The organism is Pseudomonas sp. LS44 (assembly GCF_024730785.1).
Lineage (GTDB): Bacteria > Pseudomonadota > Gammaproteobacteria > Pseudomonadales > Pseudomonadaceae > Aquipseudomonas.
In genome coordinates this window covers 1,383,079-1,399,577 of sequence record NZ_CP102830.1, presented here as the reverse complement: position 1 = coordinate 1,399,577, position 16,499 = coordinate 1,383,079, and the positions used below count along the sequence as shown (strand labels likewise).

The following is a 16,499-nucleotide window of genomic DNA, read 5'->3' as shown; positions in this document are numbered from 1 at the left end:
GCCAAGGCGCCCGGCAGAGGCGCCGCGCCTCAGGGATAGTGTCAGCTCGATGAACTCAGCCAGCGTCTTACCGGCCAGCGGCCTCCTTTCTTCATCGCTACGCGCCTACTACTCGCGCATCCTGGCCTATATCGCCACCGCCGCGACCATCGCCGCCGGCACCTACACCCAGCATTTCGGCTCAGAGATTCTTTGGCTGGTGCCCTATGCCTTGCTCTACCCCCATCTCGCGCACCAGCTGAGCCTGCGCTTTCGCCACGATTACCCGGAACAAACCACCCTCGCGCTGCTGTTCGTCGATGCCCTGCACGCCGGCCTGGCTATCACGCTGCTGGGCTTCTCCCTAGTGCCGAGCCTGATGCTCCTGCTGGTGTTGAGTTTCAGCACGCTGCTCAGTGGCGGCCTGCGCTATCTGGGCCTGGCACTGCTGGTCATGGTCAGTGCCACCTTGCTGCTCGGCGGTGCATTGCAGCCCGAGGCCAAGTTCGCCACGCCGGTGCCGGTGGCACTGGTGAGCATTCTGTTCAGCACGTTGTTCATCGCCATCACCGCCTTCTTCATGCATCAGCAGGGACAAAGCCTGTCGCTGGCCCGCAGCGAGATCAAACGCGAGCAGGAAAAGGCCGCGCGGCTGGCCCGCAACCTGGCCAAGTACCTGTCCCCGCAGGTCTGGGAGATGATTTTCAGCGGCAAGAAGCATGTGCGCCTGGAAACCCAGCGCAAGAAACTCACCGTGTTCTTTTCCGATATCAAAGGCTTCACCGAGCTGACCGAAGAACTGGAAGCCGAAGCGCTGACCGACCTGCTCAACAACTACCTCAACGAAATGTCGAAGATCGCCCTCAAGCATGGCGGCACCATCGACAAGTTCGTCGGCGACAGCGTCATGGTGTTCTTCGGCGATCCGGCCAGCCAAGGCGCCAAGAAGGATGCGGTGAACGCCGTATCGATGGCCATCGTGATGCGCAAACACATGAAAGTGCTGCGCCAGCAATGGCGCGCGCAAGGCATCACCAAGCCGCTGGAAATCCGCATGGGCTTGAATACCGGCTACTGCACGGTGGGCAACTTCGGCGCCGATACGCGCATGGACTACACCATCATCGGCCGTGAAGTGAACCTCGCCAGTCGCCTGGAAAGCGCCGCCGAGTCCGGCGAGATTCTGATCTCCCACGAGACTTATTCGCTGGTCAAAGACGTGATCATGTGCCGCGACAAGGGCCAGATCAGCGTCAAGGGCTTCAGCCGCCCGGTGCAGATCTATCAAGTCGTCGACTTCCGCCGCGACCTCGGCGCCACCTCCAGCTACGTCGAGCATGAGCTGCCAGGCTTTTCCATGTATCTGGATACCAACGGCATCCAGAACTACGACAAGGAGCGGGTCATCCAGGCACTCAATCTCGCGGCCGATAAACTGCGCGACAAGATCATCCTGTGATCTAGTGGCCTGTGCGGTTAATTGGTTATCTCAAGTTCGGATGACTGAGGCTCTGAGACAAGGCACCGCGACGAGTCATAGCAGGGCTATGGCGAGGAGCGGTAACGCAGTATCAGGGTCTCAGCGCCGAAATTGACTAACGGAATTAACCAAACAGGCCACTAACCGATGCAAACCCGCCATGCGCTACTGGCCATTCACCTTGGCGCCGTGCTGTTTGGCCTGACCGGGGTACTCGGCAAGCTGGCGCAAACCACCCCGCTGATGATCACCTGTGGCCGGGCGCTGTTCGCCGTGCTGGCCCTCACGCTGTTCGCCCGTCTGGTCAGCCGTGGCAGTGCACAGCCCCTCCCCATGCGGCGCCTCCTGCTGCTTGCCTTGGGCGGTATCTTGCTTGGCGCGCACTGGCTGACCTTCTTCCATGCGGTGAAGATCTCCGGCGTGGCCATCGCCACCCTCGGCTTCGCCGGCTTCCCGGCCTTTACCCTGCTATTGGAAAGCGTGCTGTTTCGCGAGCGCCTGCACTGGCTGGAATTTGTCGTGGTCGGCTTGGTCTGCCTGGGGCTGGCGTTAGTCACGCCGCATTTCGAATGGGCCAGCGAAGCGACGCAAGGACTGCTCTGGGCGGTGCTTTCCGGGCTGCTGTTTTCGTTAGTTTCGCTGCTCAATCGGGTCAGCACCAAAGGCGTCGATCCGGTGCAGGCGGCGCTCTGGCAGAACCTGACGATTGCCGTTTGCCTGCTGCCGTTTTCCTGGTCGGTGCTCCCCACGGTCAGCGCGATGGACTGGCTGTGGATCGGCATACTCGGGGTGTTCTGTACCGGTCTGTCGCACAGCCTGTTCGTAGCCAGCCTGCGCGTCCTCAAGGCGCGTACCACCTCGGTGATCCTCGCCCTCGAACCGGTTTATGGCATCAGCATCGCCTGGGTACTGTTCCACGAGCGACCGACGCTGAGCATGCTGGCCGGGGGCGCCTTGATCATCTTCGCCATCGTTCTATCGTCGCGACATATTCCGAAGGCAAAGGCGACGCCGAGCGCCTAACGCTTAGCCCAGCTCGTTGAGCAGCCAGCGGCAATAGCGCTCCACGCCCTGCTCCACCCGCAACAGCGGTTGCTGATAGCCGGCCTCGCGCAGCAAATCAATATCGGCCTGCGTGAAGCACTGATATTTGCCGCGCAGGGCATCGGGGAATTCGCTGTATTCCAGCAAGCCCTGCTCGACCATCGCCACGCGGTCGAGCGGCGGCAGGTCGTCTTGCGCGCGCAGGGCATTGACCATACTCACCGCCACATCGTTGAACGGCTGCGCCATCCCGCTGCCCAGATTGAAAATTCCCGAGCGTTGCGGGTGATCGAAAAAGTGCAGATTGACCTTGGCGACATCCTCGACCGAGATGAAGTCGCGCTGATGCTCGCCGCCGTCCATGCCGCCATAGGCGCCGAACAGGCTGACCTTGCCGGTAGCCCGGAACTGCTGAAAGCAATGAAACGCCACCGACGCCATGCGCTCCTTGTGCTGCTCGCGCGGGCCATAGACGTTGAAGTAGCGCAAGCCGACGATCTGGCTGCGGGCGCGCGGCAACAGACGCCGGACCTTTTGGTCGAAGAGGAATTTGGAGTAGCCATAAACATTCAACGGCCGCTCAAACTCGCGGCTTTCCCGGAATACCTGACCACCGCCATAGACCGCCGCCGACGACGCATACAGTAGCGGCACACTGACGTTCTGGCAGGCGTCGAGCAGCTCGCAGCTGTAGCGATAGTTGTTATCCATCATGAAACGGCCATCGCCTTCCATGGTGCTGGAGCAGGCGCCTTGGTGAAACACCGCGCGGACCAGGCCGAAATCACCGCGAGAAAAACGGGCGAGGAAGTCGCGCTTGTCCAGGTAGTCGCTGATTTCGCAGTCGACCAGATTGCGGAATTTATCGCCGCTGGTGAGATCGTCCACCGCGATGATGTCGGTCTCGCCGCGCTCGTTCAGTGCGTTGACGATGTTGCTGCCGATGAAACCAGCGGCGCCGGTAACGATGATGCTCATGGCCAATCCTGAGAGCCTGTCCCTAGGGGCTGCGCGTCGGCCATTGCCAACCTAGGAAGCGCCTCTAAAAAGTTCAGAAGCACCCAGCCTACCGAAGCCAGGGCCGTCACCCTTGACCCAGGACAACAGTCTGGATTGGCGTTATTCCGTTCGTCGGTCGTTGTGGCCGAGATCGCGCTCCGGGTCGATCTGGTCGCGGACCCGCTGTTTGAGCACTTTGGCCTCGGGGAAACCGCCGTCTGCCTTGCGCTCCCAGATCTGTACGTCCGCACAAGTGATGCGAAACACGCCGCCCGTGCCCGGCTCCAGGCTGACCTTACCGAGATCGTCAGCGAAGGTGCTGAGCAGCTCCTGAGCCAGCCAGGCGGCACGCAGCAGCCATTGGCACTGGGTGCAATAGGTGATGACAATCTCGGGTTTGCTGGACATGACGAATGGCTCTGGGATGGGAGGTGCAGACCATCATAGCGGCGCGGCGCCGGCAAGGCCGCAACGCAAAACGCCGCGCAGAAATCTGGGCGGCGTTTGATGACAATGACGAATCGGCGGTTACGCGATGCGCGCCAGCAGCGCCCGAGCTTCCTGTTTCTGCTCCGGACTGCCATCGCTGATCACTTCGTTGAGGATGTTACAGGCGCTGTGCATATCGCCTTGGTCGATATAGGCCAAGGCCAAATCGAGTTTGGCGACGTTGGCCTGATCCCCGGCCAGATGCGACAGATCGCGGGTTGGCGCCGAGCGGTCGCCTGGTTGATCGTTAAGGCGCGGATCGGAGAACACGTCGAGGAACTCTTCGTCCAGGGCTTCATCGACGTCTTGCGTGTCGATCTGCAACGGCTCGCCAAACCCATGATCGTGCAGCTCGTGCACTTCAGGCATATCTTGCAGGTTCGAGCGGAAGTCTGGATCGAGCAACGCCGGCTGCTCCACCACCGGCTTGCTGCTTGCCGTTTTCTCGGCAGCAAACGGGCTGACTAAATCCCAGTCGGCATCCAGGGTCAGATCATCGAGATTGAGCAAAAAGTCGTCGGCCTGTGCGGGCGCCTCCGGGGCGTTACTGGCCGGCTCGTCGATCAGCAACACGTCATTGTGTGCCTCGGTCTCGACGGAAACACCGTCCAGTTGCGGATAGCGGGTCCTGATCGGTTCGAGCAGCGCAGTATCAACACCCAGGCCGGTGAGCACGGCGAGCTGGCGAGTGAAGCCGGATGCATCACCCATCAGCCCCAACACCTCGAGCAGGCGCAGCTGGACTTCGGTGCGCTGCGGTTGCTTGTGCGCGGCCTTGCGCAGCACGCTCATGGCCGCACCGTAACGTCCATAGGCGATGTACAGCGCGGCCCCTTCCAGAGCATCGACCGGCGCCGCAGGAGTGTGTGCGCGCGACAAAGGGGCGACAGCCAACGGCGTCGGCTCGGTGTCATTGAGCGCAGCGATACTTGGCGTGATCACCACGGTCGGAACGACAGGAACGATTGGTGGTGCATTCTGCCGGCGACGCGCCAGCAACAGTAATACCAGAGCCAGAAGCAGGGCCAGGGCGGCGATCAGCCAAATCAGGTTGAAACGTTCCTGCGCCGGCGGTGCGAGCGTCGCGATGGCGGGCGCCGCCGGCTCACTGACGCGGCTATCGGTTGCCGGGGGGCTGGCGCTGCCCGCCTGGCGATCAGCCTGGGCCAACTGTACCTGCAAAGCGGCGATTTGCTGGTCCTTGTTGCTCAATTGCTGCTCGAGGCTTTCCAGGCGCAACTGCAGCTGCGCGACGCCCTGCTGCAATTGCAGATTCTCGCTCGCCTGACCGGCCAATTCATGCTCCAGGCGCTGCTGCACCGCGCCCAATTGTTGCAGCGTGGCGTCGGCTGCACTCGGCACCGCCTCGCTGACGACCGGCGCTGGCATGTTCGCCGCTGGCGCTGGGTTTACCTCGGCGATGGCTGGCGCGGGAACGGGTGCTGCTTGAGCAACCTGCGCGGCATCGGGTAACAACAGGGTCTTGCCGACAATCAAGCGGCTGCTGTCGCCGGCAATGAAGGCGGTGGGATTAAGCGCGTGGATGCCTTGCATCAGCTCCGCCAGCGACTGGGAGCCGTCGAGCGCCCGGACTCGCCGGGCGATATTCCACAGGCTATCGCCAGCGCGCACGGTGTACTGCTTGCCTTGGATGGCGGCAGGCGCCGGAGCAGGAGATGCGGCACGCGCTGAGTTCGCTACAGCCTCACGCCGACGTAGCGGCGCGGTACTTACCTGCGCAGACACCGGCACAGCGGCAGAGGCAAGTGGCGCACCGGGTGGATCAAGCAGCAGGGTGTATTCGCGCAACAGGTGGCCGTTGGGACGCACGATTTCGATGATGAAATTCAGGTACGGCTCACGCACTGGCTTGCGCGATACCACGCGGATCACGCTGTTACGCCCGCGAATGATTGGCGTGAAACGCAGATCGGTGAGGAACGGAAAATGCTCGACGCCTAGCCGCGCATAGGTGTCGGCCGGAGCCAGACGCACTTGCAGCTCGTGACTTTCCAGATCGCCCGGTTCGAGGAGCTGAATTTCCGCCGAGAGCGGCTGATTCAGCGCCGAATGCAGACTGATGTCGCCAAGCCCCAGGGCCGCCGCCAAGCCTGGAGAAACCAAGGTGCCAGTGGCTAGCGTGAGCAACAATCGACGAATCCAAGCCATGCATTAACTCCGCATTTCAATCTGCACGCTGTGGCCTCTACCCCGCGGATCTTCCACGAGCAACCAACAGGCAGGCAGCTAAAACGTAACGACGGGAACCATCCTGGTGCCCGATTGACGTTGATTATGGGTGCGGAATTCCAGGATTGCCGGAAAGGAAAGCAATCTGCCATCACACGGATGGCGCATGATACGCAAGATCGCCGCCTCTCAGCTAATCAAACCGACGAGCGAGAATTGTTAGCGAGGTCTCAAAACTACCAACTCAGGGGCTAGCGACGCTCGAGGTTCGCGAGGATTTGGGCATGGATTTGCTGGCAGCGAAGCAGATCTTCCTGATCAATTCCACTGAACAGTTCGGCGCGCAGTTGGCTGGAGATCGCTTCGATCTGCCGAATCAACGGGCCGGCATTGGGCTGCAGAGCGATTTTCTTCGCACGTCGGTCTTCGGCGGCCTGGCGGCTAACCAATCCCTGAGCCTCTAGACTGTCGAGCAGACGCGCCAGGGTCGGTCCTTCTACGCCCACGCTTTGCGCCAGCTCACGCTGGGTCGGCATGGCCTCGAAGCGCGACAGATGTAGTAACACCAGCCAGCGCGCCTGTGACAGGCCCAAGCCAACCAGCCGGCGGTCCAGCTCCGCACGCCAGGCGCGAGACAAATGGGACAATTGCATTCCAAAACGGTGTTGATCGAGCTCGGGCATCAGGTGGGGCTCTGGATAATCGCTAAAGCTAATGATTAGCGAGCTAATCACAACCTTAAAGCCCGGGGCAAGAGCTCGCCGCGCTACCGTTCGGCCTCAGACCACCTGATTACGCCCCAAGGCCTTGGCCCGGTACAGGGCACGGTCGGCACACTCATACAGCTGGCTGAATTCCCCGCCATCGGCCGGACGCATGCACGCGACACCAATCGACATAGTGACCATCTCCGCAGTGCTTGAGCCCTCGTGGCGGATGTTCAACTCCGCCAGTGCCAGGCGTAGCTCTTCGGCACGCTGCAGGGCTTGCTCCATAGAGAGGTCGTAAAGCAGGACCGCGAACTCTTCGCCACCCAGGCGGACCGCCATGTCCAGCGGGCGCCTGGCTGCCTCGCTGAATACCCCACCAGTACGGCGCAGGACATTGTCGCCCGCTTGGTGGCCGTAGCAATCGTTGTAAGCCTTGAAGTGATCGATATCGCACAGCAGCAGCGCCAGGTTCCGGTGCTCGCGCTGAGCTTGGCGCCAGAGCCGCTCCAGTTGCCGATTGAAGCTGCGCCGGTTGTGCAGGCTGGTCAGACTGTCACGGTCAGCCAGCACGCGCATCAGCCGGCTGATCAGAAAGTGCTCACGCGCTTTGTATTCCAGCAAATAACCGCCGACCAAACCCATCACGTTGCCGAAGATCAAAAACAGTACGTTGTTGATCAGCCGAGTAACCGGTAACCCGGACAGCAACTCGAAGCCGACATAACCGAGCAGCACCACCAGCGAACTGGCCAGCGCCTCGGACAAGCGCAACCCGGCAAGAAAATAGGCAGCCATGCAGATCAGCAGCAGGCCTTCATAGGGATAGGTCTGATCAACCGTATGAGCGACCGCCACGACTGCCGCCGCGCCAAGACCAGGCGCGACGATGCAGGTCAGGCTCAGCGGCACCAGCAGATGCGTGTGGCGGCGGATCAGCATCAGCATGCCGCAGGCAAGCAACAGCAGCAGTACGCCCAAGCGGATCGAGAGCATCCACCAGCGCTCGAGACTGGGAATCAGGACTAGGTCGAGGCCGGCGAATGCCAGCCACACCAACACGCCGACGCTCAGCGCGATGCGCTTGAGATCGAAGGAGTCTTCCTGCAGGTAAAGTCGGTATTGGCTCTCCAAAGGACGAGCGAAGCGGAGGCCGCGAAAGCCCATGGCGAGCTGATCGGCATACGGATTGGGGCGGACGTCGTCCAACCAGCTGTGGTGTGTTGTCACGCTTACCTCTTCTGGCGGAGGCCTTGTGACACCATATCCGCTTGGGACGATCGTCACAAGTTTGTCGTCATCCGTTTGACGTGACTGGCTTACACTTGGAACTCCGCTTGCAGCGCCGCACGCACGCAATACAACACGCCCTCGGGAACGCGTCCGGCAAACTGCTCGCTGATCGACGCTACCGGCGGCAATTCCCCCTCGCCGTCGAGAAACGCGTCCTGGATTTCGCCCAACAGCTCTTCCGGCACATCCAGTGCCTGCTCCACCGACAATTGCTGCAGGCCGATTGCCTCGGCCAGTAGGCTGTAGACGTTCTTCTCGCTGCACTTGAGCTGCGCGGCGATCTGCATCGGCGTCATTCCGGCACGCGCCAGACTGGTCAGCTCATGGCGCAAATCGGCCACCGGCGGCGGCGCCTCGACCGCGCCGTTGAGCACTTCGAGAAACGCCGTGCCATAGCGCTCCAGCTTGCGCGCGCCCACCCCGCTAACCTGAGCCATTTCCGCCAGCGAGCCGGGTTGGCTGCGAAGCATTTCCAGCAATGTCGCGTCCGGGAAGATGACGTACGGCGGCACCGCATGTTCTTCCGCCAGCTTGCGCCGTAACGCGCGCAGGGCTTCCCAGAGGCCGCGCTCTTCGCTGCGCACCAGTTGGCTGGCGGCGCTTTTCGCCACTTTGGCGGATTGCTGTGGCTTCAGGTCGCGACGCAGTTCGAGATTGACCTCGCCGCGCAGCAGCGCACGGCAGCTGTCGGAGAGGCGCAGACCGCCAAAACCTTCCAGATCGACATCCGCCAGGCCGCGCGCGACCAGCTGACGAAACAGCGAGCGCCATTCGCTTTCGCTGAGCGCCTTGCCGACGCCGAAGACCGATAGGTGCTGGTGACCGAGGCTGCGAACCTTGTCGTTGTCGCGGCCGAGCAGGATGTCCACCAAGTGGCCGACGCCGAAGCGCTGGCCGCTGCGATAGATCGCCGACAGTGCCTGGCGCGCCGGCTCGGTGGCATCCCAGGTCTGCACCTCGTCGTTGCAGTTGTCGCAATGGCCGCAGGGCTGCGGCATTTCCTCGTCGAAATAGGCCAGCAACGCCTGACGCCGACAGCGCACCTGCTCACACAGCGCCAGCATGGCGTCGAGCTTGTGTTGCTCCAGGCGCTTGTGACGTTCATCGCCTTCGGAATTGCTGAGCATCTGCTTGAGGAAGATCACGTCCTGCAGCCCATAGGCCATCCAGGCATCCGCCGGCAGACCGTCGCGGCCGGCACGACCGGTTTCCTGGTAATAGGCTTCCAATGACTTGGGCAAATCGAGATGCGCCACGTAACGCACGTTGGGCTTATCGATACCCATGCCAAAAGCGATGGTCGCCACCATGATCAGCCCTTCCTCATTGAGGAAGCGCTTCTGGTGGTAGGCGCGCAGTTCGTTGGCCAGTCCGGCGTGATACGGCAATGCCGGGAAGCCTTGCTCGCTGAGAAAGGCCGCGACTTCCTCGACCTTTTTGCGCGACAGGCAATAAACGATACCGGCATCACCGCGCCGCTCGGCGAGAAAGCCGAGCAACTGCTTGCGCGGCTGATCCTTGGCGACGATGCGGTAGAAGATATTCGGTCGATCGAAGCTGGAGAGGAAGCGCTCGGCGTTCTCCAGATGCAGACGCTGGACGATCTCCTCGCGGGTGCGCATGTCCGCCGTGGCGGTCAGGGCGATGCGCGGCACATGAGGAAACAGCTCGGCGAGCTGACCCAACTGCAAATATTCGGGACGGAAATCATGCCCCCACTGCGAGACGCAGTGCGCCTCGTCAATGGCGAACAGGGCGATATTCAGGCTTTGCAAGAAGCTCAGCATGCGCGGCTGGACCAAGCGCTCAGGAGCCAGATACAGCAGTTTGATCTCGCCATTGCGCAACCGCTCGGCGATCGCGCGCTGTTCTTCGGCGCTCTGCGTGGAGTTCAGCGCCACCGCGGCGACGCCCAGCTCATCGAGAGTGGCGACCTGGTCGTCCATCAACGCGATCAACGGCGAAACCACCACCGCCAGGCCGTCGCGCAGCAGCGCCGGGACCTGAAAGCACAGGGATTTGCCGCCACCGGTGGGCATCAACACCAGCGCATCGCCGCCGCCTGCCACCTGCTCGATGATCGCCGCCTGACGGCCACGGAAGCTGTCGTAGCCGAAAACGTCTTTGAGGATGCGCAGAGCCGGTTCGAGCATGGAAACCCCGTGAATGGACAAGCGGCAGACCCGCCAGAAAGTTGCGCAGTATACGCGAGCACTTGCCGACCGGAGCCGACGCCCATCGCCGGATGCTGGCAGAAGCGCTCTCTCTACCTCGCCTCAGCAAAAAAATACCGTGGCACGGGCGCTGGCGGCGTTAACCGGGCTAAAATCCAGCCTTGATAACTTCCAGCAAGGTAGCCCCACGATGTCCTTCGCCGAGCAATTGACCCGCCTGCAAGCTTTCCTCGATGCCGATGACCTGCACGAGGAAGCCTTGGACTACGTGGCCGCCCACGGCTACCTGACCGCGCTGTCGATCTGCCCGGAGCAGGTGCCGGAGCGCGAATGGATCGATGCGCTGTTCGCCGAGCCGCCGCACTATCGCGACGACACCGAGCGCGATGCCGTCGAAGCCACCCTGGTGCTGCTCAAGGCCCACATCACTCGCCTGCTCGCCGCCGACGATGATCTCGAACTGCCTTGCGAACTCGACCTCGGCGATGAGCCGGACGATTCCGATATCCGCGGCTGGTGCATCGGCTTCATGGAAGGCGTGTTCCTGCGCGAAGCGGTGTGGTTTGAAAACGCCGAAGACGAAGTCAGCGAATTGCTCCTGCCGATCATGGTCGGCTCCGGTTTGTTCGAGGAGCAGCCGGAGTTCGCCGATATCGCCCGCGACCGTGACCTGGCGGACGAAATGGTCGCGCAGATCCCGGAGCTGCTGACCGCACTGTTCCTGCTGTTCAACGCTCCTGAAGAAAAACCCGCGCTGCTCAAACCTCGCCACCATTAAGACGGCTATGCCGCAAAAGATTCACCCGAGCCACCATGCCTGGCTGCGTTATACGCTGCTGGGCATCGGCTGGCTGAGTGTGATGCTGGGGGTGATCGGTATTTTTCTGCCGGTATTGCCCACCACACCGTTCCTGCTCCTCGCCGCGGCGTGCTTCGCGCGCAGTTCCGAGCGTTTCTATCGCTGGCTGGTCGAGCACCCCAAGCTCGGCCCGTGGATCCGCGATTACCTGGAAGGCCACGGCATCCCACTCAAGGGCAAGGTCTACGCCATTGGCCTGATGTGGATGAGCATCGCCTTCTCCTGCTTCCTGGTGCCGCTGCCCTGGGCGCGTGCCTTCATGCTCACCAGTGCCTTACTGGTGAGCTTGTACATCCTCAAGCAAAAGACCCTGCCGAACCGTTGACGCTTTCGCGCCGAGAACCTGTTTACGATCTCGCGAGCTAGAGCCTGTTTTTAACGCAGCAGGGCCGACGCGCAGCAGATCGTAAACAGGTTCTGAGGCTGAACTTCGCTCGATAGCGGCAAGATGCTGGCAATCTGCCTAGACTGCGTGCATTGTCAGCAGGCATGACAGCAGAGGATGCTTATGCGGTCTCGGCAGCGCACACAGGGAAGACACCGGTTCCTGCCTTCGGCAGGTTCGGCGTGCGCTGTGCTATTGGGCCTGGCGATCATGACCGCCAGTGTCCGGGCTAACTGGGATTTCACCCTGATGCTGCAAAACGCCGAGACCCGCTATGGCGATCTGGGCTCAGCCAAACAACGCCTACAAGGCTGGGGCCAGCTGATCGATGCCAGCGAGGCACTGCCCGAGCCGGACCAGCTCCGCGCCGTCAATAGTTTCTTCAATCGGCAATTAAGCTTCGTCGATGACAACCGCAACTGGCGGCAAAGCGACTACTGGGCAACCCCGGTCGAGTCCCTGGTCAAGGGCGCCGGCGACTGCGAAGACTATGCCATCGCCAAGTACTTCACTCTGCGCCGCCTGGGCATTCCCAGCGAGAAGTTGCGCATCACGTACGTCAAAGCCCTGCAGCAAAACCAGGCGCACATGGTCCTGACCTATTACGCCAGCCCAGGGGCCGAACCGCTGGTGCTGGACAACCTGATCGGCGAAATCCGCCCCGCCTCACAACGCAAAGACCTGTTGCCGGTATATGCCTTCAACGCCGAGGGCCTCTATCTGCCGGGCACCACGGGCAAGAAAAGCGACACCAAGAAACTCTCCCGTTGGCAGGACTTACTGAAAAAGATGCAGACCGAAGGCTTTGCCGTAGGCGCCGGTTAGGAGGATGTAATGTCATTGCTTAAGCAGTTGTTTATCGCCATCTGTCTGTTTCTCGTGGTGGCGTTCACCGGCAGTTTCATCTCCGGCGTAGGAAACTCCCGCGAGCAGTTGCGCAGCCAACTGCGCTCGCATGCGCAAGACGCCGCCACTGCGCTCGGTTTGTCGCTGACCCCGCATGTCGACGACCCGGCAATGATCGAGCTGATGGTCAGCTCGATCTTCGATAGCGGCTATTTCGCCACCATTCGTGTGGTGCGCATTCCGGGCGACGAGGTGATCGTCGAGCGGCGCACCACGTCCACCCCGGACAAAGTGCCGCGCTGGTTCGTCAAACTGGTCAACCTCGCGCCGCAGGGCGGCGATGCCTTGATCATGCGTGGCTGGGAACAGGCGGCGCGGGTCGAAGTGCTCAGTCATCCCCAGTTCGCCCTGGCCAAACTCTGGGACAGCGCGGTCGGCAGCCTGATCTGGCTATTGGCCTGCGGGGCAGTCAGCGCCGTACTTGGCGGCTGGCTGTTGCGCACCCAGTTGAAACCGTTGGACAGCATGGTCCAACAGGCCCACGCGATTAGCCGCCGCGAATTTATGACCCTGCCCAAGGTGCCGCGCACCCCGGAACTCAAGCGCGTGGTGCTGGCCATGAATCAGATGGTCGAGAAGCTCAAGACGCTGTTCGCCGAAGAAGCCGCGCGCAGTGAAAAGCTGCGCGAGGAGGCCTACCAGGACAACCTCACCGGCCTGGCCAACCGCCGTCTGTTCGATATCAACCTGGCCAACCAACTGATTGCCCACGAACAGAATGCCGCCGGTTACCTGCTGATGATTCGCGTCAACGATCTGGGCGGTCTCAACCAGCGCCTGGGCGGTCAGCGCACCGATACCCTGATTATCGCGATCGGCGAGCAACTCAAACAGCTACTCGATCAGCAACAGCACAGTGGCTGGCTGGCATCGCGCAGTCGCGGCGGCGAATTCACCTTGCTGGCTCCCGGCTTGGCGAGCGAAGACGCCGACCGCCTGGCCAAGCAGCTCAGCGGGGCGCTGGAAAATCTGCGCCAGACCGGCGCCAGCGACTGCACCCCGGTCGCGCATCTGGGCATTGCCGCGTTCCGTCCCGGCGAGCCCAGCAGCCAGGTCATCGGTCGCGCCGACCAGGCTCTGGCCCAGGCGCAGAGCAATCCGCGGCAACCCTGGGAGCGCCTGGACGATTTCAATGCAACGCCCGGTCAGGCACTCAACGACTGGCGCGGCTGGATCGACGAGGCCCTGCAGAAGAGCAAACTCCAGCTGTACTTCCAGCCGGTGGTGGAGTGCACCGATCAGAGCAAAGTGCTGCACCACAAAGTGCTCGCGCGTCTCCTCGACCCACAGGGCGAGGCCATTGCCGCCGGCCGTTTCTTACCGTGGATCGAGCGCCTCGGTTGGGCCGCTCGCTTCGATCAGGCCATGCTCGAGCATTGCCTGGCGCATCTCGAACGCCATCCGCAACCGATTGCCTTGAGCCTCTCGGCGGCCACCTTGCAGGCCGGCGCCGATCTGCAGCGTCTGCTCGACACGCTCAAAGCCCACCCGCAGCACGCCAACCTGCTGACACTGGAAGTCGATGAGCGCCATCTGCCGCCGGCCGCCGAACTGGAACGCCTGAGCCAGGTGATTCGCGACGCCGGCTATGGATTCGGCCTGCAGCATTTCGGCGGACACTTCAGCCTGATCGGCAATCTGACTCGCCTGGGACTCAGTTACCTGAAGATCGACGGCACCTATATCCGCGCCATCGATGCGGAAAGCGACAAACGCCTGTTTATCGAAGCGATGTTCCGCGCCACCAACAGCATCGATTTACCGCTGATTGCAGAGATGGTGGAAACCGCGGGCGAGCTGGAAGTGCTCAAGGAATTGGGTATTTATGGCGCCATGGGCCGGCTGGTCGGTGCGCCGATGCCGTGGCAGGACGGCTAGATCCGGCGCAGAAAAAAGGGATGATCAGCTCATCCCTTTTTTGTTGACTCAGGCCGTCGTTGCGGGGGCCCGGACGACCCGTAGGGCAGCGATAACCAAGGCGAAAACCGCCAGGCTAGCGCTGTACAGCACCAAGGCTGGCAAGGCGAAGAACAGCGCGATGACCGCCAGCGCTCGGCCCGTTCGACCCCTTAGAAAAAACGCCGCCAGCGCCGTAATCAATGCCGTGCCGGCAATAATCCGGAAGTGGATCAACTTGCCCAAGCCAGCGCGCAGCTGACACTCCCAGCGAGCCGCCTCATCGACGCACAAGCCCACCCACTGCGAATCCTCCATCAGCGCATAGCGCAGCCCGTAACAGGCAGCCAGCCACAACGCGAGAGCGATCAGCAGCGATATCAGGGGCAAGCGGCGGGACATGGACGAGCTCCGGTGAGTGGAAAACGGCGCTCAGGATAATGCCCCACCGACGGTATGCAAGCACTACCGCCACTCGCCCGGAAATCGAGACACATAGCGCTGACATACCCTTGATTCCCGCCAGTGCTCAGGTGGCCGGGGGCTGAAGCAGATCAACCCGGGCCAGAGCACTCGTCTCAGCGGGCAACGGGGGCGCGCCGAAGCGACGACGGCTTTATCTGGGCCAATTCCCTGGGCCGTGAGGACAGCGGTCTAGTAGGCGAGCTGATCTGGGGCGAACAGCTGCAAACTCTCCATTGAATAGGCATTTTGCTCGAACGGCGTTAAAGAGCTGCTTGCAGTTGCCATAACAACGGTATTCACTCAGAACTTTATATCTAAAGGGACTTAACAATGCCCGCCTTACCTCTTCTCACCGTCTTTTTGAGCGGGCTTATCCTCAGTACGCCGCTGCTGGCAGCTGACCGGGATGCCGCCAGTTACGGCTACCCGCTTACCAACCCTTTCGAAGCCACCATCGCCACCACACCGCCGGAGCTGCGTCCCGAGCTGCCCGCCGACGACGACATCGATCAGGCCGACTACGCCCTCAAGCTGCGACCGGAGCGCGAGTTCGAACTGCCGGAAAATTTCTGGCCGGTCACCAAGCTGCGCTACCGCCTGGCCCGTCAGGACAAACCGGCGCCGCTGGTGTTCATCATCGCCGGCACCGGTGCGCCCTACTCCAGCACCCTCGCCGAGTACCTGAAGAAACTGTTCTACAGTGACGGCTACCACGTCGTGCAACTGTCCTCGCCGACCAGCTACGACTTCATGGCCGCCGCCTCGCGCCACGCCACGCCGGGAATTTCCGCCGAGGATGCCGACGACCTGTACCGGGTCATGCAGGCGGTGCGCGCCCAGCATCCCGATCTGCCGATCACCGACTTCTACCTCACCGGCTACAGCCTCGGCGCGCTGGACGCGGCTTTTGTCAGCAAGCTCGACGAGACCCGGCGCAGCTTCAACTTCAAGCGTGTGCTACTGCTCAACCCGCCGGTCAACCTGTACACCTCGATCACCAACCTCGATCGTCTGGTACAGACCAAGGTCAAGGGCATCGACGACACCACCACCTTCTATCAACTGGTTCTGAACAAACTGACCCGCTACTTCCAGCAGAAGGGCTACATCGACATCAACGATGCCATGCTCTACGACTTCCAGCAGTCCAAGCAGCATCTGTCGGACGAGCAGATGGCCATGCTGATCGGCACCTCGTTCCGCTTTTCCTCGGCCGACATCGCGTTCACCTCGGACCTGATCAATCGCCGCGGCCTGATCACCCCGCCGAACTATCCGATCAATAAAGGCACCAGCCTCGCACCCTTCCTCTCGCGCGCCCTGCAATGCGACTTCGACTGCTACATCGGCCAACAATTGGTGCCCATGTGGCGGGCGCGCACCGACGGCGGCAGCCTGCTGCAACTGATCGACCAGGTCAGCCTGTACGCCCTCGAGGACTACCTGAAGAGCAGCGACAAGATCGCCGTGATGCACAACGCCGACGACGTGATCCTCGGCCCCGGTGACCTGGGCTTCCTGCGCCGCAGCCTGGGCGAGCGCCTGTTCGTCTATCCGCACGGCGGCCACTGCGGCAATCTCAACTACCGCGTCAACGCCAAAGACATGCTGGAGTTCTTCCGTGGCTAAGAAA

The 16,499-nt window shown here is 61.8% G+C and carries 14 protein-coding genes; 7 read left to right on the top strand and 7 right to left on the bottom strand.

What is annotated here, in order from left to right; all coding sequences use genetic code 11:
* Window positions 1-49 precede the first annotated feature (49 nt).
* Together NVV93_RS06300 and NVV93_RS06295 are read left to right on the top strand one after the other, a co-directional pair.
* Complete coding sequence (locus NVV93_RS06300; RefSeq protein WP_258253589.1) at window positions 50-1,438, top strand: adenylate/guanylate cyclase domain-containing protein; 1,389 nt, start codon at window positions 50-52, stop codon at window positions 1,436-1,438.
* A 168-nt stretch (window positions 1,439-1,606) separates the two neighbouring features.
* A complete protein-coding gene (locus NVV93_RS06295; RefSeq protein ID WP_258253588.1) occupies window positions 1,607-2,482 on the top strand; it encodes a DMT family transporter in 876 nt (291 codons plus the stop codon).
* A 3-nt stretch (window positions 2,483-2,485) separates the two neighbouring features.
* On the opposite strand, the gene rfaD is transcribed toward NVV93_RS06295, so the two are convergent.
* From rfaD to recQ, 6 genes are all read right to left on the bottom strand, one after another.
* Window positions 2,486-3,481, bottom strand: a complete 996-nt coding sequence (gene rfaD, locus NVV93_RS06290; RefSeq protein ID WP_258253587.1) for an ADP-glyceromanno-heptose 6-epimerase — start codon at window positions 3,479-3,481, stop codon at window positions 2,486-2,488.
* A 141-nt stretch (window positions 3,482-3,622) separates the two neighbouring features.
* Window positions 3,623-3,910, bottom strand: a complete 288-nt coding sequence (locus NVV93_RS06285) for a SelT/SelW/SelH family protein (protein WP_258253586.1) — start codon at window positions 3,908-3,910, stop codon at window positions 3,623-3,625.
* A gap of 120 nt (window positions 3,911-4,030) precedes the next feature.
* A complete protein-coding gene (locus NVV93_RS06280; RefSeq protein WP_258253585.1) occupies window positions 4,031-6,160 on the bottom strand; it encodes a FimV/HubP family polar landmark protein in 2,130 nt (709 codons plus the stop codon).
* A gap of 272 nt (window positions 6,161-6,432) precedes the next feature.
* The gene (locus tag NVV93_RS06275; protein ID WP_258253584.1) at window positions 6,433-6,864 is read right to left on the bottom strand and encodes a MarR family transcriptional regulator; all 432 of its coding nucleotides are present in this window, start codon (window positions 6,862-6,864) and stop codon (window positions 6,433-6,435) included.
* Between the two features lie 96 nt (window positions 6,865-6,960).
* Window positions 6,961-8,118 (bottom strand): diguanylate cyclase, encoded by a 1,158-nt coding sequence (locus NVV93_RS06270; RefSeq protein ID WP_258253583.1) that lies wholly within the window; start codon window positions 8,116-8,118, stop codon window positions 6,961-6,963.
* Between the two features lie 89 nt (window positions 8,119-8,207).
* Window positions 8,208-10,334, bottom strand: coding sequence for a DNA helicase RecQ (recQ, locus tag NVV93_RS06265; RefSeq protein WP_258253582.1), 2,127 nt, complete (start codon window positions 10,332-10,334; stop codon window positions 8,208-8,210).
* 211 nt (window positions 10,335-10,545) lie between these two features.
* Here recQ and NVV93_RS06260 point away from each other — a divergent pair, with 211 nt between their 5' ends.
* From NVV93_RS06260 to lapD, 4 genes are all read left to right on the top strand, one after another.
* Window positions 10,546-11,133, top strand: a complete 588-nt coding sequence (locus NVV93_RS06260; protein ID WP_258253581.1) for a YecA family protein — start codon at window positions 10,546-10,548, stop codon at window positions 11,131-11,133.
* Window positions 11,134-11,140: 7 nt separating this feature from the next.
* Window positions 11,141-11,539 (top strand): YbaN family protein, encoded by a 399-nt coding sequence (locus tag NVV93_RS06255; protein ID WP_258253580.1) that lies wholly within the window; start codon window positions 11,141-11,143, stop codon window positions 11,537-11,539.
* 270 nt (window positions 11,540-11,809) lie between these two features.
* Window positions 11,810-12,424: a cysteine protease LapG gene (gene lapG / locus NVV93_RS06250; protein ID WP_258253579.1), complete on the top strand. Its 615-nt coding sequence runs from the start codon at window positions 11,810-11,812 to the stop codon at window positions 12,422-12,424.
* A gap of 9 nt (window positions 12,425-12,433) precedes the next feature.
* On the top strand, window positions 12,434-14,383 hold the full coding sequence (gene lapD / locus NVV93_RS06245; RefSeq protein ID WP_258253578.1) for a cyclic di-GMP receptor LapD: 1,950 nt from the start codon (window positions 12,434-12,436) through the stop codon (window positions 14,381-14,383).
* A gap of 48 nt (window positions 14,384-14,431) precedes the next feature.
* On the opposite strand, the gene NVV93_RS06240 is transcribed toward lapD, so the two are convergent.
* A complete protein-coding gene (locus tag NVV93_RS06240) occupies window positions 14,432-14,803 on the bottom strand; it encodes a hypothetical protein (protein WP_258253577.1) in 372 nt (123 codons plus the stop codon).
* 393 nt (window positions 14,804-15,196) lie between these two features.
* Here NVV93_RS06240 and NVV93_RS06235 point away from each other — a divergent pair, with 393 nt between their 5' ends.
* Window positions 15,197-16,495 carry a serine/threonine protein kinase gene (locus NVV93_RS06235; protein WP_258253576.1) on the top strand — a complete coding sequence of 433 codons (1,299 nt, stop codon included), beginning with the start codon at window positions 15,197-15,199 and terminating at the stop codon, window positions 16,493-16,495.
* The last annotated feature ends 4 nt before the right edge of the window (window positions 16,496-16,499 follow it).

Excerpts from the sequence above, each read along its gene's own strand:
- NVV93_RS06275 (WP_258253584.1), bottom strand. The coding sequence starts at position 6,864 with ATGCCCGAGCTCGATCAACACCGTTTTGGAATGCAATTGTCCCATTTG.
- NVV93_RS06235 (WP_258253576.1), top strand. The coding sequence starts at position 15,197 with ATGCCCGCCTTACCTCTTCTCACCGTCTTTTTGAGCGGGCTTATCCTC.
- NVV93_RS06240 (WP_258253577.1), bottom strand. The coding sequence starts at position 14,803 with ATGTCCCGCCGCTTGCCCCTGATATCGCTGCTGATCGCTCTCGCGTTG.
- NVV93_RS06285 (WP_258253586.1), bottom strand. The coding sequence starts at position 3,910 with ATGTCCAGCAAACCCGAGATTGTCATCACCTATTGCACCCAGTGCCAA.
- NVV93_RS06255 (WP_258253580.1), top strand. The coding sequence starts at position 11,141 with ATGCCGCAAAAGATTCACCCGAGCCACCATGCCTGGCTGCGTTATACG.
- NVV93_RS06260 (WP_258253581.1), top strand. The coding sequence starts at position 10,546 with ATGTCCTTCGCCGAGCAATTGACCCGCCTGCAAGCTTTCCTCGATGCC.
- lapG (WP_258253579.1), top strand. The coding sequence starts at position 11,810 with ATGACCGCCAGTGTCCGGGCTAACTGGGATTTCACCCTGATGCTGCAA.
- NVV93_RS06300 (WP_258253589.1), top strand. The coding sequence starts at position 50 with ATGAACTCAGCCAGCGTCTTACCGGCCAGCGGCCTCCTTTCTTCATCG.
- lapD (WP_258253578.1), top strand. The coding sequence starts at position 12,434 with ATGTCATTGCTTAAGCAGTTGTTTATCGCCATCTGTCTGTTTCTCGTG.
- NVV93_RS06295 (WP_258253588.1), top strand. The coding sequence starts at position 1,607 with ATGCAAACCCGCCATGCGCTACTGGCCATTCACCTTGGCGCCGTGCTG.
- recQ (WP_258253582.1), bottom strand. The coding sequence starts at position 10,334 with ATGCTCGAACCGGCTCTGCGCATCCTCAAAGACGTTTTCGGCTACGAC.
- NVV93_RS06280 (WP_258253585.1), bottom strand. The coding sequence starts at position 6,160 with ATGGCTTGGATTCGTCGATTGTTGCTCACGCTAGCCACTGGCACCTTG.
- rfaD (WP_258253587.1), bottom strand. The coding sequence starts at position 3,481 with ATGAGCATCATCGTTACCGGCGCCGCTGGTTTCATCGGCAGCAACATC.